Here is a 24,422-nt window from a genome sequence, read left to right as displayed (position 1 = left end):
CTTATGCAATTTATCAAGCGCGTTGTCATGAAATACAAAAATCTGCTGCTGTTTATTGTCGCGGCTGGCATTTTAGCTGGCTGTGCAACCCAGCCCATTGCAAGCTTAAGCGAAACAGAACCTATGAGTTTTTTGATGGGGTTATTTCATGGTTTTTGTATCGTATTTAGCTTAATTGCCAGCTATTTTACCGACGTGCGTATCTATGCTTTTCCAAACTCAGGTGGCTTTTACGATTTGGGTTTTGTCATAGGGGCAGCCCTGTTTTTAGGTGGCGGTGGCGCCAGCGCCAGATAGCAAAAACTCAGGCAAAAGAGCAAACAAAAAAGCCCATGACGGCATCGTCATGGGCTTTTAACATAGAGCACTTTAGGATCAGAACTCTGCGGTGTAACGTAAACCAAACTCGCTGGCATCGTTACTCAGAATTCTGAGCACATAGTCACCTGTATTTAAACGGGCATTGTCGTAACGCTCATCAAAGACGTTATGACCATAAAAAGCCACTGTCCAGTCTCCGCTGGCCGGAGTATAGGCAATATCCATATTCACCAGCTCACGGCTGTCGATCTGAGTCAAACGACCCGGATCTGAACTTGGCTCACCATACATCTCGTCACGGAATGAATAGTCAATGCGGGTGGTGATGGAGCCACCATTGGCCAAACCAAACTCATAAGAAGGCCCTATCGCAGCGGTCAGCTCTGGAGTTAACGGCGCTACAGGTTTAACTCCGTCTTTTTCATCGACATCGACGTCAATCCAACCCACAGCACTGTGCAGTTTAAAAGCATCAGAGAAGTACACTGTACTTTCCCATTCCACGCCGCGGGATGTCTGGCTGACGACCAGGTTAGTCGTGCTGAATCCGCCTTCTGCTGTGGTGCTGACCTGATAAGGTAAATCATCAAACACAGTGTTAAAGACCGCAATGCTCATACTAAAGGTATCAGTAACCTGACCTTTAATCCCCATTTCGTAGTTCACAGCAGTGATATTATCTGTCGCCACTAAACATTCAGGATTACCAAATAAGCAGTATGGGCGAGCCGGGAATTGGCCTGACTGGTAGCCACTTTGAATAGTGCCGTATAGGTTCATGCCATTTTCCAGACGGTAGCTGGCCGATAAGTCATAACTCATCTGGCTCCACTCATCGCTGGCAGCAAAAGGACCGGTACCCACGTTTGCCACTACATCTTTTTTATCTTTGTTAAAGCGTAAACCACCGGCCAGACGTAAATCGTCCGTCAGTTGATAACCCAGATTGGCAAACACAGCACGGCTGGTAGAGGTTTGATCCAGCTCCAGCGTATTAGCACCGCCATTAAAGCGGGAGTCTTCCCCCTGACGGTTACTGCCTTCTTCTTCAAACCAGTACAAGCCTGAAACAAAGTCCATATCACCATAGACGCCGGATAACTGCCATTCGACAGAAGTTTGATCGGCATCACCACGCTCAGGGTAATGATCCAGCTCATAAATAGTACCGTCATCATCTAAACCAGCTTTATATTCAGAGGTTCTGTTGCTCAGCACAGCTTTGGTGGACAGCTCGTCGTTCAGACTCCAGTCGGCAGTTAAGGACACACCACTGGCTTCATTGCTGACCGTTGTGACTTCTTTAGTGCCTGTAGCGTTGTCATAAATATTTGGTGCCAGATCAGAATTACGCAGAGGGCCTGTTGGGGTTGGCGCGCCAAAACGCATACCAGTGTAATAGGCACCTGTTGGTACTTCATCAATCAGCACAGTGTACGGGCGTAAACCACCTTCACCATCATTGCCGTCCGCTGTCAGCACCAGACTAAAATCGTCATTAGGCGTCATTTTTACAGAGAAGCGACCATAAGCCTCGCGGGTTTCACCCACATCATATTCAGCATCAGGCACATTGATAAATTTGCCTAAACCATCACGCTGGTTGTACCCGGCGTTAAAGTTAAAAGCCAGGGTGTCAGTCAGTTCACGATTAACAAATACATCGCCTTTAGCGCGACCACGACCACCAGCTTCCAGTGCTACTTTGGTCACAGCCACTTCGTCCGGCTGCTTGGTGATGATATTAATAGCACCACCAATAGAGTTACGTCCGTACAAGGTGCCTTGAGGGCCACGTAATACTTCGATACGTTCAATGTTGCTCAGGTTCCAGTTCTGACCTACCTGACGTCCCAGATAGACGCCATCCACATAGACGCTGACACCAGGATCTGTGGTGATCAAGTGATCCTGTAAACCGATACCCCGAATAAAAGGGTTAGCAGAGGACGTATGTCCTGCAGAAAAACCTGTCACATTCAGGTTAGGCACAAACTTACCCACATCAGTAAGGTCGCTGATGCCCTGCTCAGCTAACGCATCACCACTAAAAGCACTGATGGCTAAAGGCACTTCATAAATCACCTGAGTACGTTTGGTGGCTGTCACCTGAATGGTTTCAATTTGGTCTTCATCTGTGGGTTGTGCTTGTTCTTCTGCCCATGCCATAGAGGACAAAGCTGTAGCTATAGCTGCGCCTACTAAACTGACTCGGGTTGCAAAACGCTGGACTGGTAATTTCGTAGTATTCAAAAAGGCTCTCCACTATTATTTTGTTGTGTGCAGGTCGGCCACGAAGGCATACAAGTATATGCGAATTGACTTATATTCGTCATTAACAAAACAAAGAAAATCAGGAACTAAAACCCGGAGATATGCCCGACAGTTGACTGATTATCGCTGCAATACCTCGATTAAACCTATTCAGTTGCAGCTTGCTCTGCACCTTGCCATAGTGATTTACAGCCTATGCAACATAAAAAAATATAAGGAAAAACTATGCGCATTCTGCCTTTCATCGGCACAGCTTTAGTGCTGGCACTAGCTGGTCAGCCAGCCTATTCAGCAGCAAGCACAGCAGAACGAACTCCGTCAGCACCTGAACGTGACAGAGGCGAAGGCCCCTATAAACGACTGATTTTGCGTGGTGGTACCTACATCAGCGGTGAAGGCGCGCCTCCTGTTGGGCCTGTCGATATAGTGATTGAACAGGATCGCATTACAGAAATCACTGCAGTAGGAAACCCAGGCGTGCCTGTATTGCCTGAAGGCAGGCCTAAAGCTCAGTCGGGCGATCAGGAAATGGATGTCAGTGGCATGTATATTCTGCCGGGTTTTATTGATATGCATGGCCATATTGGTGGCTCTGCCAACGGCACTCCGGCCGAATATGTATTTAAACTCTGGCTGGCGCACGGCATTACCACAGTGCGTGAACCCGGCAGCTTTAATGGTGTGGACTGGACCATGCGTCATGTCAAAGCTTCAGAGAAAAACAGCATAGTAGCGCCTCGTATTGTGCCTTATATCGGCTTTGGTCAGGGCCTGAGTAAACCCGTGTTTAGCCCGGAACAAGCCAGAGACTGGGTGCGGGATATTAAAGACTCAGGCGCCGCTGGTATTAAATTTTTTGGCTCTACCCCGGCTATTATTTCGGCCGCTTTAGATGAAGCGAAAAAACAAAAGCTCGGCACTATGATGCACCATGCTCAGCTCAACGTGATGGGCACCAATGCACTGGATAGCGCCCGCATGGGCTTAACTTCGATGGAACATTGGTATGGTTTACCTGAAGCGCTGTTTACTGGTCAGGTGATCCAGAATTATCCGGCCAATTACAACTATCAGAATGAGCAGGACAGATTCGCTAACGCGGGTTTGTTATGGAAACAAGCAGCAGCACCGGGTTCAGACAAATGGAATGCAGTGCGGGATGAGCTGATCAAACTGGACTTTACCATCAACCCTACGCTGACCATTTATGAGGCCACACGGGATGCCAGCGCGCAGCGTAATGCTGAATGGCATCAGGACTACACCTTACCAACACTGAGTAACTTCTTTAAACCTAATCGTTATGCCCATGGTTCGTTCTGGTTTGACTGGACTACTGATCAGGAAATAGCCTGGCGCGAAAACTACCGCATCTGGTTCCAGTTTTTAAATGACTACAAAAACCATGGCGGCCGTGTCACTGCTGGCTCTGATGCGGGTTACATCTATAAAATTTATGGTTTTGCTTATATTCAGGAGCTGGAACTGCTGCGTGAAGCAGGCTTTAATCCGCTGGAAGTGATACAGGTCGCTACCTTAAATGGCGCTCAGGCTTTGGGTATGGAGAAAGACATAGGCAGCTTAGTACCGGGCAAAAAAGCCGATATGCTGATAGTGGCAGAAAACCCACTGGCTAACTTTAAAGTGCTGTATGGCACAGGCCATTACAGACTCAATGACAATAATGAACCAGAGCGCAGTAAAGGCGTGCGTTACACCATTAAAGATGGTGTGGTGTACGATGCACAGCAGCTGTTAAAAGATGTGCGCGATATTGTTCAGAAAGCCAAAGACGCCCAAAAATCTTAAAATTAACCCGTTGTTTCGATGATAGAGGCGGGTCTTGTACCCGCTCCTCTCTTCAATAAACAAACACCAAATAAGCTTCATCTTTCCCTATTCTTCGCCCTGGTTGCTTTAATCAGTGCATGCCCGTCACGAATAGGTCTATACTCGACCCACCTCAGGAAGCCAGACGCAGATGGCCCTCTGTCCGCCGTCCACTTGTGACAGCAAGCGCGGTACATGATCGTCAATCAGAACGGAGACTTATATGTCTGACTTCATTAATCCTCATCAAGATGTGACCTCATTACGCCAGCAAGCCAAAGAAAGACTCAAAGATGGCACAGCTCAGTGTAGTGACGTTGTAGCCGCAAGTTCAGAAGCTCTTGCAGTGCTCTATCAGTTAAGCAGTGCGCCTGATACTGCCGGTGACGGCCTGAAATTACTGCACGAGTTACAAACTTATCAGGTCGAACTTGATATGCAGCTTGAACAATTGCAGGCCAATGAACTGGAATCAAATCATGAATTAAGCTGCTACCGGATGTTTTTTGAGATGGCCGCTACCGGCTGCATGCTGCTCAGAACAGACGGCGTGATTATGGACTGTAATCTGTCCGCAGCCCGCTTGTTTGATACAGTCAAAGAACAACTTTTAGGCCAACCAGTCGATTCTTTGCTGAGCACAGAAAGTAAGGCCCAGCTAAAAACCGCCTTAACCCGGCTACAAAGTGGCGATACCAGCACCAATAAAATTCTGACTACAAATCCCGCTCAGACAGGGTTGCATAGTCTGGAACTGAGCATCACCTTGTCGCCGGATCGACGTGCCATCATGATGATGATCACAGACGAAGAACCAAAGCTGATCAGCTAAAGCTTAAGGTTGTCTGACCTGTTTTTTATTCCCGTCAGCAATGACGGGTTGTCCGTTTTCTGTAGTGAGCCCCCTGAATGAGTACCGTCTTATTGTGAGTTCGAAACATAGCCCAACAACCACTCCCCCTCGCATCGTTGGTATAGGTGCATCGGCCGGCGGCCTTGAAGCGCTGAATCAATTTCTGGCCCAGACGCCAGCAGACACAGGCATGGCCTGGATTGTAGTCCAGCATCTGGACCCGACCAAAAAAGCCTTATTACCTGAGTTATTACAGCGGGTTACCACTATGCCGGTGCAGGAAGCTGCACATGGCATGGTGATTAAAGCGGACCATCTTTATGTGATCCGGCCCGACACAGAACTGACAGTAGCCAATGGGACTTTAAAACTGGCACCTCCGTCTGAGCCTCGTGGCATGCGTCTTCCGGTGAATATTTTATTTTCATCCCTCGCCACCTCTTTGGGTGAACGAGCCATTGCCGTAGTGCTATCAGGTATGGGGTCGGATGGTACTCTTGGCACCCAGGCCATAAAAGCTGTGGGTGGTTTGTCCTTAGTACAAAAGCCTGATTCGGCACAGTTTGACTCCATGCCAAACAGCGTCATTAACGCTGGCTTCGCCGATATTATTGATACACCAGCCGAACTGCCGGGCCGTATTCTTGCGGTGATCGCTCATAAGCCTGAAGTGCATCAACAGCCACAAGACAACGCAGAATTAGTCGATACGCCGTCAGATGCACTGCAACAGGTTGTGGTGCAGTTGCAGCGCCAAACCCGCCATGATTTTTCGTCTTATAAAAGTAGCACCTTGTTGCGCCGTATCGAGCGGCGTATGGCAATTCACTCCATCGGGTCTTTGCCAGACTATGCCGCCTTTTTGCCCGACAACCCGCAGGAAATCGAGCTGCTGTTTAAAGAGCTGTTGATTGGCGTCACTAACTTTTTCCGGGAACCTGCCGTCTGGCAACATTTATCCGAAGTGGTACTGCCTGAATTACTGCAACAACATATAGAAACCAAAGCGCTACGGGCCTGGTGTATCGGTTGTTCGAGCGGTGAAGAAGCCTGCTCACTGGCCATCACCTTTTGCGAGGTGCTGGAGCGGCATAGCGAATTTGAGGGTTTTAGCCTGCAAATTTTTGCGTCAGATTTAAATCTGGACGCTATTAGCAGTGCACGTCGTGGCCAGTATCCGTTGTCGATTGCCGAGCATGTGTCGGCTGAGCGGCTGGAACGTTTTTTTATCCGTCATGACAACTGCTACCAAATCAAGCAGTCCGTACGTGACATGATTTTGTACGCACAGCATGACGTTATTCTGGACGCACCTTTTACCAGACTGGATTTAATTGTCTGTCGCAACCTGTTGATTTATTTTGATACTATGTTGCAGCGCCGCCTGCTGCCTCTGTTTCATTACAGCCTGCGTGAAAAAGGAATTTTGCTGCTTGGCAGCTCAGAAACTACAGGCCGTTTTCATGATTTATTTACACCTATCCAGGCCAAGTTAAGATTGTATCAGCGCCTGCCCCGTCAAAAGACAGCAGGCTCAAAACTGCCGGTTCAATCTTTTCCACCTCTGTCCACACTTGCTAAGGAGCATCCGGTGCCAACTGATAAAACACCCACCCCAAAAATTGATAACCTGCAAACTGCCGCGGATCAGCTGCTGTTACAGGTTTACTCCCCGGCAGCAGTAGTGCTGAACGGCAGCGGTGATATCGTTTATATCAGTGGCAGAACAGGTAAATATCTGGAGCCTGCGGCTGGTAAAGCCAACTGGAACTTCCACGCTATGGCTCGGGATGGCTTGCGGGCGCCGCTCGCTACCGCATTAAAACAAGCAGCGCAACACAATGCCCCCTTGCAGTTACGTGGATTGGCGGTCTCGGAAAAAGACACCAGTCAAAGAGTTGATATTACAGTGCAGGCGCTGCGTGAACCTGCTGCTTTGCAAGGCATGACCATGGTGGTATTCCGTGATGTGGCAGGCGAAGCAACAGATCCACAGAATCCGGCAGCCAGCGTCGATTTTTCATTGGCTGCTGTGCAGCAACAATATCTGGATGAAATTCAGCTGTTGCGCGAAGAAACTCAGGCGTCCAAAGAAGAGCTGCAATCGAGTAATGAAGAATTACAGTCCACCAACGAAGAACTGCAATCAACCAATGAAGAGCTAACGACTTCCAAAGAAGAAATGCAGTCGATGAATGAAGAGCTGCAAACTATCAATACCGAGTTGCAGACCAAACTGGACGACTTAGCTTTGGCACAAAGCGACTTACAAAATACGCTGAACAGTATAGAAATTGCAGTGTTGTTTTTGGATCAGCAGCTCAATGTCAGACGTTACACCGACAGAGCAGCCAAAATTATTAACCTGCGCGAAAGCGATCTGGGCCGGCCACTGACCGACCTGACCAGCAGTTTGTTGTATCCAGCCCTGCATCAGGATGCACAGGATACCTTGCGCACACTGGTGTTTTCCGAAAAACAAATTCCAACCAATGACGAGCGCTGGTTTACCGTACGCATTATGCCGTATCGCAGGCTGGACAATGTGATAGATGGTGTGGTCATTACGCTGGTAGATATCAGCACCACTAAAAGACTGGAAGCAGCGTTGCGGGAACAATCGACACCAACCTCAATTGCGCCCTAATCAAGCCGTTTTATTTGATGCTGACGCCAGGAATTTCAGTGACAGTTTTCGCATTTGAACGCTCAATAATTTTTACCAGTACAGATTGAATAGTCTCATCCTGCCGGACATCTTCTGTACTGGAAAATCTCTGCTCCATAGCAGCCGCACCTTCTTCTAATACAAAAGTCAGCAGCACTTCGGTCGCTTTATCCGTAGTGTCACCGAAATAAGCCAGAGACAACACTGGGTAACCCTCAAAGCCTTTAGTCAGTTGCTTGGAAAGACGTTTTTTCGCTTTATCTAAATTCATAGGTTTTTACACAAAAGGATATTCAGCAAGACTATACAGCGCCAACGCTTGCCGTGCAGTTATTTCTCCTTCAGCCCGGCTCAGTACCACAATTCCAGCATAACTCAAATGAAGCTGCGTTTTCTTCGGCGCATTTGCTGCAGTGCCAATCTTCAGCTTCACTGTCGAGTTTCAGGTTGTTTAATATCATGCTGGCTAAAGCAAAATCATTTTCGTCCACCAGCCATAATTCCAGCCAGCTATCAAAGGCCGACACCTCGCCCATCACACTGACGGCATGTTCGTTTTTAACAAAAACCTCAAAACCACGGCGTTGCAGAATGTTTTTGATATTGCTGACAATCAGCCTGTTTTCATGGGTATAAATCATCTTCATGCTGGTTTTACTCCTGGTGCCATATCACAGGAAAGTGAACACAGTCTGGACTTGGCATAACGAACCATCACGATACAGTATAGAGCTGAGTATTGGTGAACGGAAAATAGTAGAGCCTTGATGAAACTGCAACAGAGCTGCTATTTCAACAATAAAATAGCAGCTCTGCAAAGTGGCCTGATAAAAGCGGGCTAGAGTAAAAATCAGTTACTGCGCAGTACAACCACAGACAGAACCAGCACTGGTATTGACATTGGTCCAGTTGCCGTTCCATTTCAGGTTACTGCCGGCGTTTTGGCATACGCCTGTTGCGCCGCCACAAATACCGGCTGCGGCACTGTTGTTGCTAATCACTGTGGGCGCTGTCACATCCACATTTTCACCTTGCCCAATTTTTACATCTAAAAAGAGATGGCTCAGGTTCTGCGACGTAATGTTATTGCTGACGCTCTGGCCTGTGCCGCTGTAGTTGTGGCAACCAAAACAGTTACTGGCAAAACCTTTTTGCAAATCCACATTCTGAAAGGTAGTTTCGGCTACTGTATTGGCTAAACGCAACGAACCCCGCTCATTTGGTACACCCACTCCACCTGAACTTTGAGTGATATCACTGACCCACAAGGCTCCTACATGAAAGTAGTTCGCCAGTACCTGCATACCTGCCGGAACACTGCTTCCTGCCAGCAACGCATCCACACCACTGTTTTGTTGCATAATATCAGCGACGTTTTCATCCGCTTTTAAGTCGCCTGCTGCAGTGCCATAAGGATAAACCCGGCAGATATTGGTGGCTGTGCCCGTAGGTGCAGTCTGGTTTTTCAATGGGTTATTAAAATTACAGGCATTGCCTGATGCGGCTGTGCCAGGTAAACCACTGGTGCAGCTGGCACTGGCAAAAGTCCAGGGAGATGCAGGCTGAGTTCCAACTGGCGTGCAATCCGGCGAGTTCATTTGATGTTCGTAGGTTGCCCAGACAAATTCAGGATGATCCGTAGTGGCAACAGCGATATGCATACCCACCAAACCTAAAGTCACGTTCTGACCACCAATAGTCTGAGGCTGAGTCACAAAAGTACCGGCAGCCACTTCGGCCGCGGACAGCAGTTTCCAGGCCGATTTCATTTCAGTGGTGCCAGATGGGAAGTTAATGATGTTTTGTTGTTGCAGTGTTACAGCACTGCCCGACAAGCTGCACAGGCCCTTGTCAAAACGCACATCGTAATACACCACATTGGTATCCTGAGCATAAATAGTAGCGCCATCGCCCGCCTGCTCTGTTGATATGGAAGTGCTGTCGGCTTTATCCAGACTGGTTCTTAAAGTCGAACCTGTGATGGCGTTGTCACAGGAATTCACCGGATTACCATTGGCATCAAACTCCAGCACCGGATACAAAGCCTGGTTCATAAAGTTACGCTGACCACTGCTGTTTTGTGACATCAGATACAAAAAAGCCTGAGTGGAAAACTGGTAAAAATCACAAAAATTTGAGCTGCCATCCGAACCGCTTTTTTTCACTTCAGTCGGCATAGAGGGGCTATTCAGCCAGGCTGGGTCTACAGGACAAGCTGCTGCAGCTGCGGTTGTGGCCTTGTAGGCCTGATTTGCCGACACCGGAGTGGATGCACAACACAAGGCGAAAACCAGGCTGCCTGCTGATAGTATTTTTAAGGTATTCATCTGCGGTATTCCTTCCTTTGGGGTTGTTGTCTTTATCTTTTTTAGCAACAGGGTCTGCTGGTTTTACCACACCACATTTACCCGTTTCGAAAACTCTAGTTGCTATTATGGAAAAAGGAAGGTTTTCTAAAAAAGAAACTGTTCTGTTTTCTCGCACGACATATAACTTCTGTGTAAAAACAGCAATTAAGCACTTGAAATAAGTTTCCAGGGAAACATAAGTCAAGCTCAAGCTAGTAATAAAGCTGCACCGACCACAAGTTATATACAGCAAGATAAGAAGCAATAAATAAAAATGCCAAGACAGTCAGCGTATGCAGTATTCGTTGTCGCCAAACACCAGCTCCAAAGCTTTGCTTTAACAGTAATCCCGCAGGAACAAGGCCTAACACTGCAAAAAAGCATAACAACTGGGCGGCGCGGATCAGCAGATCTGAAGGAGCAAAGCTGTAGATCCCATCCAGCGCCAGATTTAACAAAGCTAAACCAGCAAACAGAGCTAAAGCACAGCAAGCCACAGCTATCGCAGTAATAGCTCCTGTCTGGTGCACCCAGCGTTTTTTATACCTGAACCACAAGTACGGCAGTTTCAGCACTGCCAACAACAAAATCACCAGTGCACTGCACCAGGCAGGAAGCAATACAGCAGCGTTGGCCAGAGGGTGAACTTTATTCCAGGACTGTACAGCGGCTAAAGCGCCGATATTTAACATCACAGGCTGGCCGGGTTTGACCACTGCACTCAGCCTGTCTTGCCCATCTACTTGTTGCCACAGATAAGGCTGAACTTCGCGCCATAACCAGGATGTATTGTCTGCTTTGTTATACCCTGCCAAAATCAAATCACCAGTCTCTGTTGCCGTGACTTTTAACCGATACAGAGGTTGAAGCACGGCCAGCAAGGTACTGAAACTTGTCCTGCTGCTTTGGTAATAGCCTATCACTTCATCAGCTCGCTGTTTCTCGCCAGCAGGATCGGAATGCAGCTGAGTTTCAGTAGCCTTGGTTGGCAGGTATTTTTTAATAAAGGCGGTGTTTAACGCTTCGCGTAACTCATAAGCCTGAGCACGGCCAGCCGCAGAACCTATGCTGACAAAAAGCCCGGCACCAAATTCAGGAACCAACATCAAATGACTATGGTAAGTGCGGGTATTGCCACCGTGCTGCCAAATCTGCAAACCTTGCTCATTGTCGCGGAAAAAACCCAGCGCCATAGTGTCCATACCTTGGGCAGCAAATGCAGAGTAACTAAGCATTTGTTCACGGGTTTTGGCATTCAGTAGCGGTGTAGTTCCATCTTTAGCTTCCGCTAAAAAAGCAGCCATAAAAAGCCCCATATCCTGAGCTGTAGCCGATAAAGAACCTGCAGGTATTGGGCTGATATAGTCGTAAGGCACTTGCCTGATGCCTGACTTATCATAAATTTTTGCGATATGACCAGCTAAAGCATCTGGTACAGGCTGGCGAAAGCTGGAGTTTTTCATGCCAGCAGGCTGGAAAATATGCTGCTCAACATAAGTCGCAAAAGGCATTTTGCTGACTCGCTCCACAATGTAACCTGCCAAAGCCGCAGAGTAATTGGAATAAGCCGGCACAGTGCCCACAGCAAAAACCCGTTGTGGCACCCAGCGTTTGAGCCATTCTTCGTTGCTGACTAATTGCTGTGGGCTAGTAGCCATTAAATCACGCAGTACGTCTTCAAAACCTGCTCTGTGCGTCATTAAATGCCGCATAGTCACAGGGCCGCTTGGGTGCTCTGGAATAGTGAAATCCAGGTAGCTGTTAATATCCGTATCCAGATCAATCAGGCCCTGCTCTGCCAACTGCATGACCGCTGTCCAGGTCAGTAGTTTGGACACAGAACCTGGGCGAATTAAATGCTGGGTTGGGTCGAGTTTTTGCCCTGCAGCTTGATCCGCAAAACCATAACCGCGGCTTACTACAAGTTTGTTGTGATACACCAGCGCTACGCTGACATTCGACAATACGCCTTTGTCCAAACGAGGTTGTATCAATTCATCCAGAAATTGTTCAAATTCTGCCTGTGCAACCTGGGGTTGTTCGGCTGAAGCAGCCGCAGATCCCAAAAACAACAAAAGTCCCAAAACCCAATTTCGCATCACCACATCCATGTCAGAAGTTGTATTAAAACCACAGACTAGTCGATAGTAAGATATTCATACAATTAGAATTTCAAGGTTATGACCACAGCAGTAGTTTTAGCCCTGAGCTTGCAATTGAGTGATTGAAAGGATAGAACAGTAGTCAAACATCAAGGAGTTAGTTATGGCTTACCGCTTTTTTTCTTCCGTGTTACTGCTGTCTTTATCCATACTTTTTAGCCCTTTGCAGGCAAAAGAAACTACAGCCCAAACCAAAAGCATAAAACACGGCGCTGTCGCATCTCCTGATCAATACGGTGCTTTAGTGGCGGAACAAATTCTGCGAAAAGGCGGTAATGTAGTAGACGCGGCCATAGCCACAGCTTTTACTTTGGCTGTCACTTACCCCGAAGCTGGCAATATAGGCGGCGGTGGTTTTATGCTGGTCTGGTTTGACGGCAAACCTTATTTCCTTGATTACCGCGAAACAGCACCAGCGGCGGCTCATAAGGATATGTTTTTAAATGCCGACAAGCAGGTGATTGAGAACTTAAGTTTAATAGGCCATAAAACCAGCGGTGTGCCAGGCACTGTGATGGGATTATGGCTGGCACATAAAAAGTTTGGCTCCTTGCCATGGCAAGACTTAGTAGCTCCGGCTATTCACTACGCCAGCACTGGTTTTACTGTGGCTGAAAACCAGTATCAGTACCGCGCCGATTTATTACAGCAACTGGAGGGTAAAACCAACTTTGCGCAGTATTTTGCCGCGATGAAAGCAGGCGAAAACTTCAAACAGCCAGAGCTTGCCGAAACCTTGAAACGCATTGCAACACAAGGCCCTGACGATTTTTACAAAGGCAAAACGGCAGAGCTGTTAGTGGCAGAAATGCAGCGGGGTAAAGGTTTAATCACCATGGAAGATTTAGCCGCTTACCGCGCTGGCTGGCGTGATGCTTTAGTCACTCCATGGCGCGACAAGCAGCTCATTAGTGCATCGCCACCAAGTTCAGGTGGCATAGCTTTGGCTCAGCTATTGGGTTTAAAGCAGCGCCGCAGCAGTGATTTCGAAAACGTAAAACACAACAGCAGCCAGTATGTGCACTTAATAGCTGAGCTGGAAAAACGGGTTTATGCTGACCGGGCAGAGTATTTGGGTGACCCTGGTTTTGTCACAGTGCCGCAGCAGCAATTGCTCGACAGCACCTATCTGGATAAACGCGCTAAAGAAATCAATCCGTTAGCTATCTCAGAAACCAAAGCTATAAAGCCAGGCCTTGAGGGTTATCACACCACTCACTTCTCTATTTTGGATAAGCACGGCAACGCGGTATCCAATACCTATACGCTGAATCTGGATTTTGGCAGCGGCGTGGTGGTGCAAGGTGCTGGTTTTTTATTGAATAACGAAATGGACGATTTCTCTTCCAAACCTGGGGTACCCAATGCCTTTGGTGTAATAGGCAACGATGCCAATGCAATAGCACCGGGTAAACGTATGCTGTCGTCTATGACACCCAGCATTTTGGTGCAGAACAATAAAGTGCAGCTGGTGGTTGGTACACCGGGAGGTTCAACCATCATTACCTCTATTTTTCAGGTGATCACCAACCTGTTCGACTTCGACATGCCACTACAAGAGGCCGTCGCAGCCCCGCGTTTTCATCACCAGTTATTGCCAAAAGACCAAATCACTATGGAGCCTTACGCCCCACTCTCTGCAGAGGTACAACAAGAGCTGACGAAAAAAGGTTACACCCTGCATACCCAAGGCTGGAATTTAGGTGACGTGCAAGCGATACAAGTGACAGCAGATAAAGTAACAGCCGCAGCCGACCCACGTTCCCGTGGTGTGGCGAAAGTGATTGAGTATTAAGTCAGCACTATAAGGGGCTGGAGAGCATCATCCAGCCCGGAGTAGTTATTGTGCTGGCTGATCCGTACCAGAGTTTTTAGCAGGAGCAGTAGTGGTCACACTGTTCTGACTGGCCTTGCTGACCAGGTAACCGCCGTGGCTGATGGCGATAATAGCAAGCAACCCCTCACTCAAATCCGGTAATGACTCAAAAGCAGCGGCCTGGCTCAGTTGTCCATGCAGTAATACAGAGTAAATCAGCAAGGCGACCAGAGTAAAAAAGCACATCTGCAAGCGGGGTAAATCCAGATGCAAGCAATTGCTGTTTTGTTCCCCAGTGATTAAATCCGACCAGCGTGCATCTTGTGGTGATTCGTTTCTGTACAAGGGGCCACTCAGCTCCTGCTCAGACGTCTGATAACCCTGTTTGGCAAGACCATTGGTAATTTCCTCACTTTTCTTTTGGTCTGGTTCTGCAGCACCACTGTTACTCAACAACACAGGAGATGCCACCAGGGTAGCTGTGCTAAAACCCATCAATAACCACAGCTGCTGCGGAATGTCAGGTACACAACCAGTTGCATCACGCAGACAATTGCCATCCCCTGTCTCTATATTGTGCAACACCAAAGCCAGCACAGCTGTAAGCACCAAAATACTCCAGGCCACCATTTGTACCCTGGACAAAGACATCACATTGCGTTCATCGACAAACACACCTTTCCAGGTGCCACACATGACTTTGCCAATCACAGCCAAGACCAGCACAAAAAGCCCCATCAGCCAGTACCAGTTTGTCAGCGCATTGTCTGCATTTTTATAGATGAAATACAAGGCTGCTAAAAAACCAAGCACGGCGATCAGGCTATAGCTATCCCGCCATTTTGTTTGATTTGCATCCATAAACTCTCCTGCATTGTTTGGTTCAACTTCCATTCGGCGCAGGCATAAGGCTGCGCCATTACGTCAGAAAACTTAGCAGCAGCTTCGGATTTAACAAGTAAAGAGGTACAAAATATCCCGAAAAAGAAAACGCAGATAAGCGAGTAACAAATCCCCTGTAGCATCAATTCAGCTGTGGCTCAGCCCATCATCTTTAGCAACACCACCACCACACCGTACACAGTCACACCAACACAAACTGGCCAACCTAAAGAACGGGTGCGCCGCCAAACCAGAATAGTGCAAAGCCCGCCCAAAAGAGTTGCCAGCCAGGAACTGATACCAGCATGAGCAGGAACCAGAGACACACCAAACATAGCGGCAATCATGGTTGGTGCCAGCACAGTCAGCCAGACCGGCATAGCTTCAGTGCTGTTACTAATACTGCGGCGAACCAAATGCCGCCGCATCCAGATCAAAGGCAAAGCCCGCAGTAAAAAGGTGCCCACAGCGCAGGCCAGCATTAACAACCACAGCGATTTATCCATGGATTTTTCCCTCTGCTTTTAGTTTGGCCTGCACCAGATAAAACAGCGACACACCACATAATGCCGCCAGCGGAATAGCAGAATTAGTCATGCCCATCAGCTTCAGCACCAGGGCAGCCACTATGGTGACGAGCATGGTTAAGGTCCACTGCACAGAGGTAAAACGTGGTGCTAACAAGACTAAAAACAGCGCAGGCAAAGCAAAGGGCATCACTTCGCCCAATAAAGGCCATCGACTGGTAATTTCAGCCCCGGCAACAGCCCCTACTGCAGTACCGATAATCCAGCTTCCCCACGCAATCAAAGCAGCACTGATGTACCAACCCATTCGATTTTTTTCTTCCAGCTGCGGCAATCTTGTATGGGCCAAAGCAAAAATCTGATCGGTTAAGCCATGCATAAGCACTGGCCACCAGCGGCTGTTTGATAAATAAGGCGCAATATTAGGCCCGTACACCAGATGCCGGGCATTGATCAGTAAAGTCATCACCAGTACCAGCCACAGTGGCGCACCAGAAGCGACCATAGCAATAAACAAAAACTGCGAAGCACCAGCATAGATAAGAGCTGAAATAAGCACAGTTTCCAGCGCACTAAAACCCGATTGCACTGCAATTAAACCAAAAGAAATAGCCACCGGAATATAACCGCCGAGCAGCGGCAAAGCATCACGGGCGCCTTGCTGCCAGGCTGAGCTTTTCGACAGGTCAACTGAACTCATACCCCCTCCCCGCTTTGCTGATACACAATGGTCAAAAGCGCAGTCGCCCAGCTTTCGCCAGTGCGATACAAATGAGGCTGGTCAGCAGCAAAGCTATGGCTTTGTCCTGCTGTTAAAGTTTTGCTATCACCTTCAGTGCCTACTTCAAGCTGACCGCTGATCAAAGTGATAGATTCCACAGTGCCAGCAGCATGAGCCTCCGCCTTGCGTTCTGTAAAAGGTGCACAAGACATCCAATAGGCATCGACAGGAGGATTGTCTTTACCCTGATCGATCAACCGCACCTGCACCCCACTGTCTCCGACCAGCGCACTGACAGGCGCTATCAAATTGCCAAATGGCACCTGCAGCTGCAACGACAAACGCCAGATAGTATCCAGCGTTGGATTGCCATTGCCCTGCTCTAGTCTGGACAGGTTAGATTTAGCAATACCGGCATCAGCAGCCAGCTGCGACAAAGACAAACCGCGGGCTGTCCGCAAACTTTGAATATGGCGTCCCAGCGTATCAAGAGTAGGTTTATCCATGACAGTTCCAAATCGTTCTTTATATAGAACGTTCTATATAATGAACAGGCTCTTGTCAATGGGATTTATGAAGCCAGGCCAAAACCTGAAGCCAGATAAAACGTCAGACACTCACTTTTTAGTTCGAAAAAAGATGCGTCCAATCAGCGACAAATTCAGCCAGAAAAAGTAGCAAAACGGCATGCTTCGTCTACAGTGTATCGGCTTGGCAAAGCACTCATATTACCCTGATATGTAGTGGCGCATTTGGCCCGGCAGAACCAAGGACATGTTATGAAACTATCTTTTTTTTCTTGTCTGTTATTTTCCGCTGTTGTCTGTAGTGATCTTCAGGCTGCTGAAGGGTCACATCATGCGGTCAGCGATGAAGTGATTGCCCAGCAGAATGCCAAACTAGACGCAGCCACCAAAGGCAAAGGCTATGGTCCGCAATCACCGCGGGATATTAGTGTAAAAACCGGCAGTGATATGCGTTTGTTTGCTCTGGCACCGTCCTATGAACATATGAACTTGTGCAATATTCATATGCATCTTAATGCCGAACACAAAGGTGGCGAGTTCACCACTTACGCTGGTAACGGCGACGGTAAAGGCATGGGCACGGGTTATAAATACAATGGCAAATTAACCAAAGCCGAGTTAACCCCAGTAAAAGAGCCAATCTGTGCAGGCAAGCATGGTAGCCTGCATTCGGGTGACACGGTAGAAGTGCATTATGTGCATACCAGCGCCATGGCAGTGCCAGGTGTAAGCTTGGGCGCCTGTATGACCGAAGCTATTAAAAACCCGGAATTACGGGTAGAGGCTCAGGTGTTTGTGCTGGTAAACGACCCTAAAGCGTTGGACTTCAATAAACTGGCAGCTGTAACCATGGACGATGGCTACAATCAGGCCACGAACATTCCGGACAATACAGGCGAACCTGTCGAGTATGCAGGCTCAACCACAGGTCCTGATTACAACGAAGTAGCTTCACCTTTTCAGGTCAGCTGGGGCGTTCGTCCTAAAGTAGCCAAAGTGAATATCGCTACCATGGGCCAATGGTGTAAAGCCAACCCATTTAACGAATCGGAAGCGCATGCTGTGCGTAATCTGGTCACCAACCCGGATTTATTGTCAAAAATTGACTGATAGCAAATCTGTTTAATGCAATAAAACCAACTGCTTTTTAAAGAAAGGCAGTTGGCAGCTTTTCGGGTTTTAACTTGCAACAGAACTTTGCATTGTTGGTAACAACATGGTGCGCTGGGCATACAACTGCGGCGACAAGGCAAAACTACGTTTAAACATGGCTGTAAAAGCACTGGGGCTACGATAACCCAAAGCAGCAGCGATGCGGGCCACTGGTTCGCCCCGTTGTAAACGTAATACCGCTTCTGCCAGTTGCAGTTGCCTCAGCCATTGCCGGTAACTTAACCCGGTTTCTTTGCTAAACAGCCGCATCAGAGTACGGCTGCTTGCTCCAGCCATCGCAGCCAACTGATCGATACTGTGACTGGTTCCCACCGAATCCAGCAACCACTGACAGACCCGTTGCAAACGCCTGTCCTGTGGCCAGGGCAGATGCATGGTCTGACAGGCAGCCCCCTGAATTTCACTTAATATCAGTGCGGCTAAATGTTCGCCCCGGCCAGGCTGCGGGTATTCGGCAGGTTCCTGTAACAAAGCTAAGATAAGCTCTTTCAATAAAGCAGATACCGTCACAGCCCGGCATTCCTGCCCCAGCGTCTGTGCTACCGCAGCATCAATATACAAAGTACGCATTTGTACATCGCTCATCATGAACAAATCGTGTTCCACACCAGGTGGCAACCATAACGCCCTGTGAGACGGAATAGTCCAGACACTACCTGGCGTATGCACCTGCATCACGCCCTGTACTGCATACAAGAGCTGTGCTCTTGGATGTGAGTGCGCAGCAACTTTGTCACCTGCCTGATAATGCCCGGCCCAGGCCACCACAGATCTGGGCAATTGTTGCAGTTGCTCAGCACTGGAATGCTTCTGGCGTTTAGGTTGCACAGCGTTCTCCTGCCTCAATTTGTCAGTTAAACGATAGTTTATGGCATATCTGCGATTTTTTGCAGTTTATAATGCCCCTGATATTTTCAGTGAGGTGTATTTATGTCTGTTCAATGTCCGCAAAGCCCTCTTGGTCAGGCAAGCAATGCTTTCGACGCCAGCAAAACTATTGTGCCTGTGGTGGCGGCTGTCAGCTTTGTTCACCTGTTAAACGACTTGATTCAGGCCATTTTGCCGTCGATTTACCCTTTGCTGAAAACAGAATACAGCCTGAGCTTTACCCAAATCGGCCTTATCACCTTATGTTTTCAGTTGATGGCGTCGGTACTACAACCAGCTGTTGGTTTGTACACAGACAAATACCCTAAACCTTATTTATTGCCATCCGGCATGGTGATGACCTTATTGGGTTTGATACTGCTGGCACTGAGCAGCAGCTTTTCTATGTTATTGCTGGCGTCCGCGTTGATTGGGATGGGGTCATCGACTTTTCATCCTGAAGCCTCGCGGGTGGCGCGCTTGGCTTCGGGTGGTCGTTTTGGTTTTGCCCAGTCGTTTTTTCAGGTGGGAGGCAACGCTGGCTCTGCCTTTGGTCCCTTACTGGCTGCAGTCATTATTCTGCCACGGGGGCAAACGGCTATTATTTGGTTTAGTTTGTTTGCACTCTTGGGTATCGCTGTCTTAAGTGCGGTCAGCCGCTGGACTATTCGCTCAGGCGCCAGTTTAAAAGCTGTAAAAAAACAGCCACATTTCAGCCATTTATCTTCAGCTCAGGTCAAAGGTGCTTTACTGGTGCTGGCCCTGCTGGTGTTTTCGAAGTACATATATATGGCGGCGATCACCAACTACTACACCTTTTACCTGATGGAAAAATTTGCCGTCTCAGTCGCAGATGCGCAGCTGTACCTCTTTGTATTTCTCTCCTCTGTAGCCTTGGGAACTTTTGCCGGTGGGCCTATAGGTGACAAAGTCGGCCGCAAAACAGTGATCTGGGTTTCCATCCTCGGCGCTGCGCCTTTTACCTTGCTGCTGCCTTATTGCAACCTGTATTGGACAGCAGTGCTGTCGGTACTGATTGGCCTGATTTTATCCTCAGCCTTCTCTGCTGTTATTGTGCTGGCACAGGAATTAGTACCACATAAAATAGGTCTGATCTCAGGTATCTTTTTTGGCCTGATGTTTGGTATCAGCGGTATAGCTGCAGCAGGTCTGGGCGCATGGGCTGATGCCACCTCTATAGTGCAGGTATTTGATTATTGTGCGTATTTACCATTACTTGGCCTTGTAACCATGTTTTTGCCAACCCGGCGTAAAGGCTGAAACCAAAGATGAAGCAGGTAAAAGCCGGCAGGCAGCCCATTTCAGCAAAAAAGCAGCTGTTGCGGTTTTCGGCGTTTTCCCCGCCGCGCCCACCAGCTTCAGTGCGAAGCTGACAGTTTTGTTTTGGCAGTTCATCAGGCATAGGTCTGAATTGCCCCGTCATTTCAAGCAAGGCAATGAGTGCAGGCCGATCTCGAAGGATCATGCCTAACGCAATAACCATGGATTATTTTAGTTTGGTTTAATCGAGCAACAGCTTATGTTGCTTTTCAAATTCCAGTAAAGCCGCATAAAGAAACGACATTTCTTTTTGTTGAATTGCAGTTTTTGCTTTAAGAAAAGAGCGCCTGGCCATCTCAGGCTGTTGATTGCCAATATACAAGGCCGCCAGCTTAAGTTGCAAACTGGCAGTGTTCACCGGTGACTGGATCTGATCATAAAAAGATTGTGATTTTAGGTATCCACGTAAGGCTTCAACAGAACGATTTTGTTGATAAAAGATATCAGCCCGTAATTCTTCCAATTTAGCGCGAGTTAACCAATTGGCGGGTTCATTGGCCAGAGTAATGGCTTGATCTATGTTTGCTAATGCCAGTTCAGGCTGCTGATATTGATAAAGCAGAGCACGATTGAAAAGCAATTCAGCGTGGTGATTGGCATCTGGTGTTGGGTTGGTTAGTCCGGCATTGATCAGTTCTAACGCCCGCTCCGTATTACCTTTCCAGACATACAAACGACTCAAATATTGTATAGCCTGCACTGATTTTTCGTTCTTCAGAAGGTAATGTTCCAAATCTGTTATCGCAGTTTCCCAGTCTGTTTCATACACCACCATAGCTTGAGCAAAATCACGACTCTGCACTACCTGTGGAGACAGGTTCACCACATCAGCGCTGGCTTGATTGATATCCATCACAGTAACTTCAACCAGCAACTGCATTGCCTGCTCAATGGAATGAGCGAAAACGACACCTTCATAGTGTTGCTGCTTATTACTTAACAAATACACCACTTTGTAATCGTACACATCGCCATATACCGAAGTGGCAAGTTGCCATGCTGCATTGGCTTTAAGTGCATTATTTTCGTCTGTCAGACGAGCCAACTCAGACGATGTAATCACAACCCTGTTTGGCAATACATCTGCAAAAGCCTCAGCTATTTTTGTCGCCCCTTCACTTACCAGCCAGCGCAGGTCGTTACTATCCACGTAATTTTGTACTGGCAGAACAACCACTTGTGGCGGCTTATTTTCCGATGTAAAACCGAACCAAAGCAGGCCGCAGATAAATAGGAAGGCCAGTATCCAGCTGTTACGCTGAGTTCGATGATAAGAAGAAGCGACGGATTTAGTGTCTTGAGCCTCAAAAGATGCCGCCTGCTGCAGCGCTACTTCATCCGCTACAGGTGTTACATCGGCTATCCATTGATAGCCCTTACGCGGATGATTCTGAATGACGACAACGTCTGCAAACATTTGTCTGATTTCGCGTATAGATTGAAAAATCACACCTTCATTAACAGTGACATCATCCCAAATGTGATTCAGAAGCTGTTCTTTACTGACGATCTGGCCTTGGCGCTCAATCATAAAAAGCAGCAAGGCCAGTGTTTTAGGCCGAATGGCATGCACTTCAGACGCAGATCTGAGTGATCGCGCGTTCACGTCCAACCTGAATCGATCAATCTGTAAGTTCATCAAAAATCACGTTCAGACTTGTAAGCATTAAAATACACTATCCAGTATGGCGCGCGGGCTGACAAGTAAATTTTCACCTCATAATAAGGCTTCAATCTGCTGTTTCAGTGCGGAATTAACACTGTAGTGTTGATCAGCAAACGCCAGCAGCGTCGCCGCCACTTCAGGCAATTTGTCGCTGCTAAGCAAACACTTCCCAAACAATGCAGTATGGTGTGGGTGGCGCTGCTCTGCGCGTCGGTCAATACAAAAACTATCACGGCGAGCTAACTGCATGGGTAGCAGTTGCAAATCCAGCAAGTTCACTAATCGATCCAGAGCGTAAACCTGAATGAAACGCATGGCTGACAGCTTTTCACCGCGACGGTAACGACAGAGCCCAACATATAAGTTAGTTAATAGCTCACCAAGTAAATAGTCCACATCGTCTGAAAATCTATGTGCTGAGTTATACGGGCTGGCCAGTTGTTCGGCCAGAGCCGGATCCCGCCAAATAAATACTCCTTCTTCAAATGGGATCTGAGATAACTCTGCTTGCTCAAAAATTGCAAATTCACAAAACACACCATCTGCAAATAGCAATTTATAGCCATCAGGACTATTGCGAAAACAATAGGCAATGGGCTGAATGCCACCAAGCCAACTCAAATCCTCCATAAAGTACTGCTTGGTGCCATCGGCAACCAGGGCAAAAAAATCCAGATCGGAATACATATCCATCCTGTCCAATTCTTTACCACTGGAGCCCAAACCAAGCAGGCCCAGGCCATGAGGGTCTGTACGCAAAACATCCCCTATCTGCTGCAGGCGTTGGCGTAATAACAGTGTTTTGTCATCAGGCATATTAATTCTGCTTAGGTGCCAGCAATACATAGCTGTAAGGTGTGTTCAGTTTAATCTGACCATTTTTGACAGTCGTGTTTAGTCCTGAATAATGATCGGTCAGCACAACACCGTCCGCATACACACCATGTAACTGAATCGACTTAGGCCCCTGTGCCAGATCCTGCGCTATCACCACAGTCTGCGCACCAGACAACTCGCGTTTAAACAGATATGGCCTGGCGTTTAACATATGATGCACTCCGGCACCAACAGCTGGAAATTGCTGGCGAAACGTCCCCAGTTTTTGCCAATGAGCCAGCAGAGCCTGAGTTTCTGGTTGCGATAAATCGTCCCAGTTCATAGTGGCGCGCATACCGGCATCACCAAAGCTTCCCTCAACCAGCATAGGTCTGGCAATTTCGTCACCGTAATAAATTTGTACGCCACCGGGTGCCATCATCAATTTAAAAGCTGTGGAAAAATTGTGCTTTCTGGCGCGATCAAAGGAGTCTTGATCATCATGTGAGCCTATGTAGTTCAGCATGCCTTTGCCTTGCATTGGGCCATCATTGAGGTACGCCGAATAGCGACTGTACAATGTCTCAATATCCTGCTGAATATGCTCAACAAATCCCATGTTGATTAACCCATCAAATCCATAATCAAAAAAGTTGACTTGTTTATCACCATAATCGTAGGCCAGGCTGGACTCCACCGCATTTTTGTAGCCCAGAACACCCCAATTGACGACTTCGCCCACCATGTAAAAGGGTTGCGAGTCAGAGAGTTGTTGTGGATGTTTGGCTCGGTATTCAGCCAAAGCAATTTCACTTTCTTTTTTCAGTACAGTCCAAATTCCAGCTTCCACATGCTTAGCCGTATCAACCCGAAATCCATCTACGCCGTAGTCTCTGACCCAGTCTGTTAACCATTTAACAATGTAATATTTGGGCGCACGGGGATAACCTGTACGAGTGAAAAATTGTTCCAATTCAGCCAGTTCTTGCTCCAATCGTCCCTCTGCCCGCCACTTGTCCAGTAAAAAAGCTGGTAACGCCACCGGTGCTTCACTTTCCGTTTTTATATCTGTTAATGAAGTGGCTAAAGCGCATTGGACATTTTGCATAAAGCTGCTCCAATTACAGATGGGACGAGTGCGTACCCAGTCTTCAGGCCAGGATACGTCTGCCTGAGTTGCTGGCCCGGTATGGTTGATAATCACATCAATTAACACGCGGATATTATGTTTGTGCGCTGTTTTTATCATCTGTGCTAACTGCGCCTCAGTGCCAAAGTTGGCATCTACTGCAGTCCAGTCTTTTGGCCAATAACCATGATAAGAATAAGTAATACCAGAGGAGTCATCGTAGCCGTGCACCTGCTCAATCACAGGTGTCATCCAAATAGCATCAACGCCAAGATCAGTGAAGTAACCATCTTCTATTTTATCAATAATGCCTTGTATATCTCCGCCCTCAAAACCGCGTAACAAAGCCGGTGCTGCAGTGCGGTTGTAGCTCTGATCATTTGCTGTTTCACCGTTATTGAAACGGTCAGTGAGCATAAAATAAACTGTGGCGTTACGCCAAAAATCAGAGGTGGCAGCTCGTGCTTTTGCCTCGGTGCTGCATACAGATGCCAACAGGCA

The 24,422-nt window shown here is 47.8% G+C and carries 20 protein-coding genes; 7 read left to right on the top strand and 13 right to left on the bottom strand.

Annotation, left to right across the window (positions count from 1 at the left end; genetic code table 11):
- Positions 1-3: 3 nt before the first annotated feature.
- Positions 4-297, top strand: coding sequence for a hypothetical protein (locus LSG34_RS08765; RefSeq protein WP_233008480.1), 294 nt, complete (start codon positions 4-6; stop codon positions 295-297).
- Positions 298-375: 78 nt separating this feature from the next.
- Here LSG34_RS08765 and LSG34_RS08760 read toward each other — a convergent pair whose 3' ends face one another.
- Positions 376-2,574: a TonB-dependent receptor gene (locus LSG34_RS08760; RefSeq protein WP_233008478.1), complete on the bottom strand. Its 2,199-nt coding sequence runs from the start codon at positions 2,572-2,574 to the stop codon at positions 376-378.
- Positions 2,575-2,820: 246 nt separating this feature from the next.
- Here LSG34_RS08760 and LSG34_RS08755 point away from each other — a divergent pair, with 246 nt between their 5' ends.
- The 3 genes from LSG34_RS08755 to LSG34_RS08745 all read left to right on the top strand — a co-directional run bounded on the left by LSG34_RS08755 (position 2,821) and on the right by LSG34_RS08745 (position 7,925).
- On the top strand, positions 2,821-4,404 hold the full coding sequence (locus LSG34_RS08755) for an amidohydrolase family protein (protein ID WP_233008477.1): 1,584 nt from the start codon (positions 2,821-2,823) through the stop codon (positions 4,402-4,404).
- 244 nt (positions 4,405-4,648) lie between these two features.
- Positions 4,649-5,257 (top strand): PAS domain-containing protein, encoded by a 609-nt coding sequence (locus LSG34_RS08750; protein WP_233008475.1) that lies wholly within the window; start codon positions 4,649-4,651, stop codon positions 5,255-5,257.
- 94 nt (positions 5,258-5,351) lie between these two features.
- Positions 5,352-7,925, top strand: a complete 2,574-nt coding sequence (locus LSG34_RS08745) for a chemotaxis protein CheB (RefSeq protein WP_233008473.1) — start codon at positions 5,352-5,354, stop codon at positions 7,923-7,925.
- A 10-nt stretch (positions 7,926-7,935) separates the two neighbouring features.
- On the opposite strand, the gene LSG34_RS08740 is transcribed toward LSG34_RS08745, so the two are convergent.
- From LSG34_RS08740 to LSG34_RS08725, 4 genes are all read right to left on the bottom strand, one after another.
- On the bottom strand, positions 7,936-8,217 hold the full coding sequence (locus LSG34_RS08740; protein ID WP_233008466.1) for a hypothetical protein: 282 nt from the start codon (positions 8,215-8,217) through the stop codon (positions 7,936-7,938).
- A 70-nt stretch (positions 8,218-8,287) separates the two neighbouring features.
- The gene (locus LSG34_RS08735; protein WP_233008464.1) at positions 8,288-8,593 is read right to left on the bottom strand and encodes a putative signal transducing protein; all 306 of its coding nucleotides are present in this window, start codon (positions 8,591-8,593) and stop codon (positions 8,288-8,290) included.
- A gap of 207 nt (positions 8,594-8,800) precedes the next feature.
- On the bottom strand, positions 8,801-10,273 hold the full coding sequence (locus LSG34_RS08730; protein ID WP_233008462.1) for a mannan-binding protein: 1,473 nt from the start codon (positions 10,271-10,273) through the stop codon (positions 8,801-8,803).
- A 233-nt stretch (positions 10,274-10,506) separates the two neighbouring features.
- Positions 10,507-12,393, bottom strand: a complete 1,887-nt coding sequence (locus tag LSG34_RS08725) for a serine hydrolase domain-containing protein (protein WP_233008461.1) — start codon at positions 12,391-12,393, stop codon at positions 10,507-10,509.
- 166 nt (positions 12,394-12,559) lie between these two features.
- Here LSG34_RS08725 and ggt point away from each other — a divergent pair, with 166 nt between their 5' ends.
- Entirely contained in the window at positions 12,560-14,251 is a 1,692-nt protein-coding gene (gene ggt / locus LSG34_RS08720; protein WP_233008460.1) for a gamma-glutamyltransferase, read from the top strand.
- Positions 14,252-14,296: 45 nt separating this feature from the next.
- Here the strand turns inward: ggt and LSG34_RS08715 are convergent, their stop codons facing one another.
- The 4 genes from LSG34_RS08715 to LSG34_RS08700 all read right to left on the bottom strand — a co-directional run bounded on the left by LSG34_RS08715 (position 14,297) and on the right by LSG34_RS08700 (position 16,908).
- Positions 14,297-15,133, bottom strand: coding sequence for a hypothetical protein (locus LSG34_RS08715; RefSeq protein WP_233008458.1), 837 nt, complete (start codon positions 15,131-15,133; stop codon positions 14,297-14,299).
- Between the two features lie 179 nt (positions 15,134-15,312).
- Entirely contained in the window at positions 15,313-15,660 is a 348-nt protein-coding gene (locus LSG34_RS08710) for an AzlD domain-containing protein (RefSeq protein ID WP_233008456.1), read from the bottom strand.
- Complete coding sequence (locus LSG34_RS08705; protein ID WP_233008454.1) at positions 15,653-16,381, bottom strand: AzlC family ABC transporter permease; 729 nt, start codon at positions 16,379-16,381, stop codon at positions 15,653-15,655. Before LSG34_RS08705 ends, LSG34_RS08710 begins: the two co-directional genes overlap by 8 nt.
- Positions 16,378-16,908: a helix-turn-helix domain-containing protein gene (locus LSG34_RS08700; protein WP_233008452.1), complete on the bottom strand. Its 531-nt coding sequence runs from the start codon at positions 16,906-16,908 to the stop codon at positions 16,378-16,380. Before LSG34_RS08700 ends, LSG34_RS08705 begins: the two co-directional genes overlap by 4 nt.
- 273 nt (positions 16,909-17,181) lie before the next feature.
- Between LSG34_RS08700 and LSG34_RS08695 the strand changes: the two genes are divergently transcribed.
- Positions 17,182-18,039: a delta-class carbonic anhydrase gene (locus LSG34_RS08695; RefSeq protein WP_233008449.1), complete on the top strand. Its 858-nt coding sequence runs from the start codon at positions 17,182-17,184 to the stop codon at positions 18,037-18,039.
- 69 nt (positions 18,040-18,108) lie between these two features.
- On the opposite strand, the gene LSG34_RS08690 is transcribed toward LSG34_RS08695, so the two are convergent.
- A complete protein-coding gene (locus tag LSG34_RS08690; protein ID WP_233008447.1) occupies positions 18,109-18,930 on the bottom strand; it encodes an AraC family transcriptional regulator in 822 nt (273 codons plus the stop codon).
- Positions 18,931-19,032: 102 nt separating this feature from the next.
- Between LSG34_RS08690 and LSG34_RS08685 the strand changes: the two genes are divergently transcribed.
- Positions 19,033-20,250 carry an MFS transporter gene (locus LSG34_RS08685; protein ID WP_233008440.1) on the top strand — a complete coding sequence of 406 codons (1,218 nt, stop codon included), beginning with the start codon at positions 19,033-19,035 and terminating at the stop codon, positions 20,248-20,250.
- 241 nt (positions 20,251-20,491) lie between these two features.
- Here the strand turns inward: LSG34_RS08685 and LSG34_RS08680 are convergent, their stop codons facing one another.
- The 3 genes from LSG34_RS08680 to LSG34_RS08670 all read right to left on the bottom strand — a co-directional run bounded on the left by LSG34_RS08680 (position 20,492) and on the right by LSG34_RS08670 (position 24,338).
- Positions 20,492-21,949: a winged helix-turn-helix domain-containing protein gene (locus tag LSG34_RS08680; protein ID WP_233008438.1), complete on the bottom strand. Its 1,458-nt coding sequence runs from the start codon at positions 21,947-21,949 to the stop codon at positions 20,492-20,494.
- Positions 21,950-22,027: 78 nt separating this feature from the next.
- Positions 22,028-22,792: a hypothetical protein gene (locus tag LSG34_RS08675; protein WP_233008436.1), complete on the bottom strand. Its 765-nt coding sequence runs from the start codon at positions 22,790-22,792 to the stop codon at positions 22,028-22,030.
- A 1-nt stretch (position 22,793) separates the two neighbouring features.
- Positions 22,794-24,338 carry an alpha-amylase family glycosyl hydrolase gene (locus tag LSG34_RS08670; RefSeq protein WP_233008434.1) on the bottom strand — a complete coding sequence of 515 codons (1,545 nt, stop codon included), beginning with the start codon at positions 24,336-24,338 and terminating at the stop codon, positions 22,794-22,796.
- Positions 24,339-24,422 lie beyond the last annotated feature (84 nt).

This window comes from Rheinheimera faecalis, assembly GCF_021290965.1.
Lineage (GTDB): Bacteria > Pseudomonadota > Gammaproteobacteria > Enterobacterales > Alteromonadaceae > Pararheinheimera > Pararheinheimera faecalis.
The sequence above is the reverse complement of the archived record's forward strand: the minus strand, read 5'-3'. Positions and strand labels throughout refer to the sequence as shown.

Bases quoted from the DNA above. Each gene is read 5' to 3' on its own strand.
- LSG34_RS08705 (WP_233008454.1), bottom strand. From the start codon at position 16,381: ATGAGTTCAGTTGACCTGTCGAAAAGCTCAGCCTGGCAGCAAGGCGCC.
- ggt (WP_233008460.1), top strand. From the start codon at position 12,560: ATGGCTTACCGCTTTTTTTCTTCCGTGTTACTGCTGTCTTTATCCATA.
- LSG34_RS08670 (WP_233008434.1), bottom strand. From the start codon at position 24,338: ATGCTCACTGACCGTTTCAATAACGGTGAAACAGCAAATGATCAGAGC.
- LSG34_RS08735 (WP_233008464.1), bottom strand. From the start codon at position 8,593: ATGAAGATGATTTATACCCATGAAAACAGGCTGATTGTCAGCAATATC.
- LSG34_RS08685 (WP_233008440.1), top strand. From the start codon at position 19,033: ATGTCTGTTCAATGTCCGCAAAGCCCTCTTGGTCAGGCAAGCAATGCT.
- LSG34_RS08675 (WP_233008436.1), bottom strand. From the start codon at position 22,792: ATGCCTGATGACAAAACACTGTTATTACGCCAACGCCTGCAGCAGATA.
- LSG34_RS08765 (WP_233008480.1), top strand. From the start codon at position 4: ATGCAATTTATCAAGCGCGTTGTCATGAAATACAAAAATCTGCTGCTG.
- LSG34_RS08725 (WP_233008461.1), bottom strand. From the start codon at position 12,393: ATGCGAAATTGGGTTTTGGGACTTTTGTTGTTTTTGGGATCTGCGGCT.
- LSG34_RS08680 (WP_233008438.1), bottom strand. From the start codon at position 21,949: ATGAACTTACAGATTGATCGATTCAGGTTGGACGTGAACGCGCGATCA.
- LSG34_RS08700 (WP_233008452.1), bottom strand. From the start codon at position 16,908: ATGGATAAACCTACTCTTGATACGCTGGGACGCCATATTCAAAGTTTG.
- LSG34_RS08750 (WP_233008475.1), top strand. From the start codon at position 4,649: ATGTCTGACTTCATTAATCCTCATCAAGATGTGACCTCATTACGCCAG.
- LSG34_RS08695 (WP_233008449.1), top strand. From the start codon at position 17,182: ATGAAACTATCTTTTTTTTCTTGTCTGTTATTTTCCGCTGTTGTCTGT.
- LSG34_RS08710 (WP_233008456.1), bottom strand. From the start codon at position 15,660: ATGGATAAATCGCTGTGGTTGTTAATGCTGGCCTGCGCTGTGGGCACC.
- LSG34_RS08755 (WP_233008477.1), top strand. From the start codon at position 2,821: ATGCGCATTCTGCCTTTCATCGGCACAGCTTTAGTGCTGGCACTAGCT.
- LSG34_RS08730 (WP_233008462.1), bottom strand. From the start codon at position 10,273: ATGAATACCTTAAAAATACTATCAGCAGGCAGCCTGGTTTTCGCCTTG.
- LSG34_RS08715 (WP_233008458.1), bottom strand. From the start codon at position 15,133: ATGGATGCAAATCAAACAAAATGGCGGGATAGCTATAGCCTGATCGCC.
- LSG34_RS08740 (WP_233008466.1), bottom strand. From the start codon at position 8,217: ATGAATTTAGATAAAGCGAAAAAACGTCTTTCCAAGCAACTGACTAAA.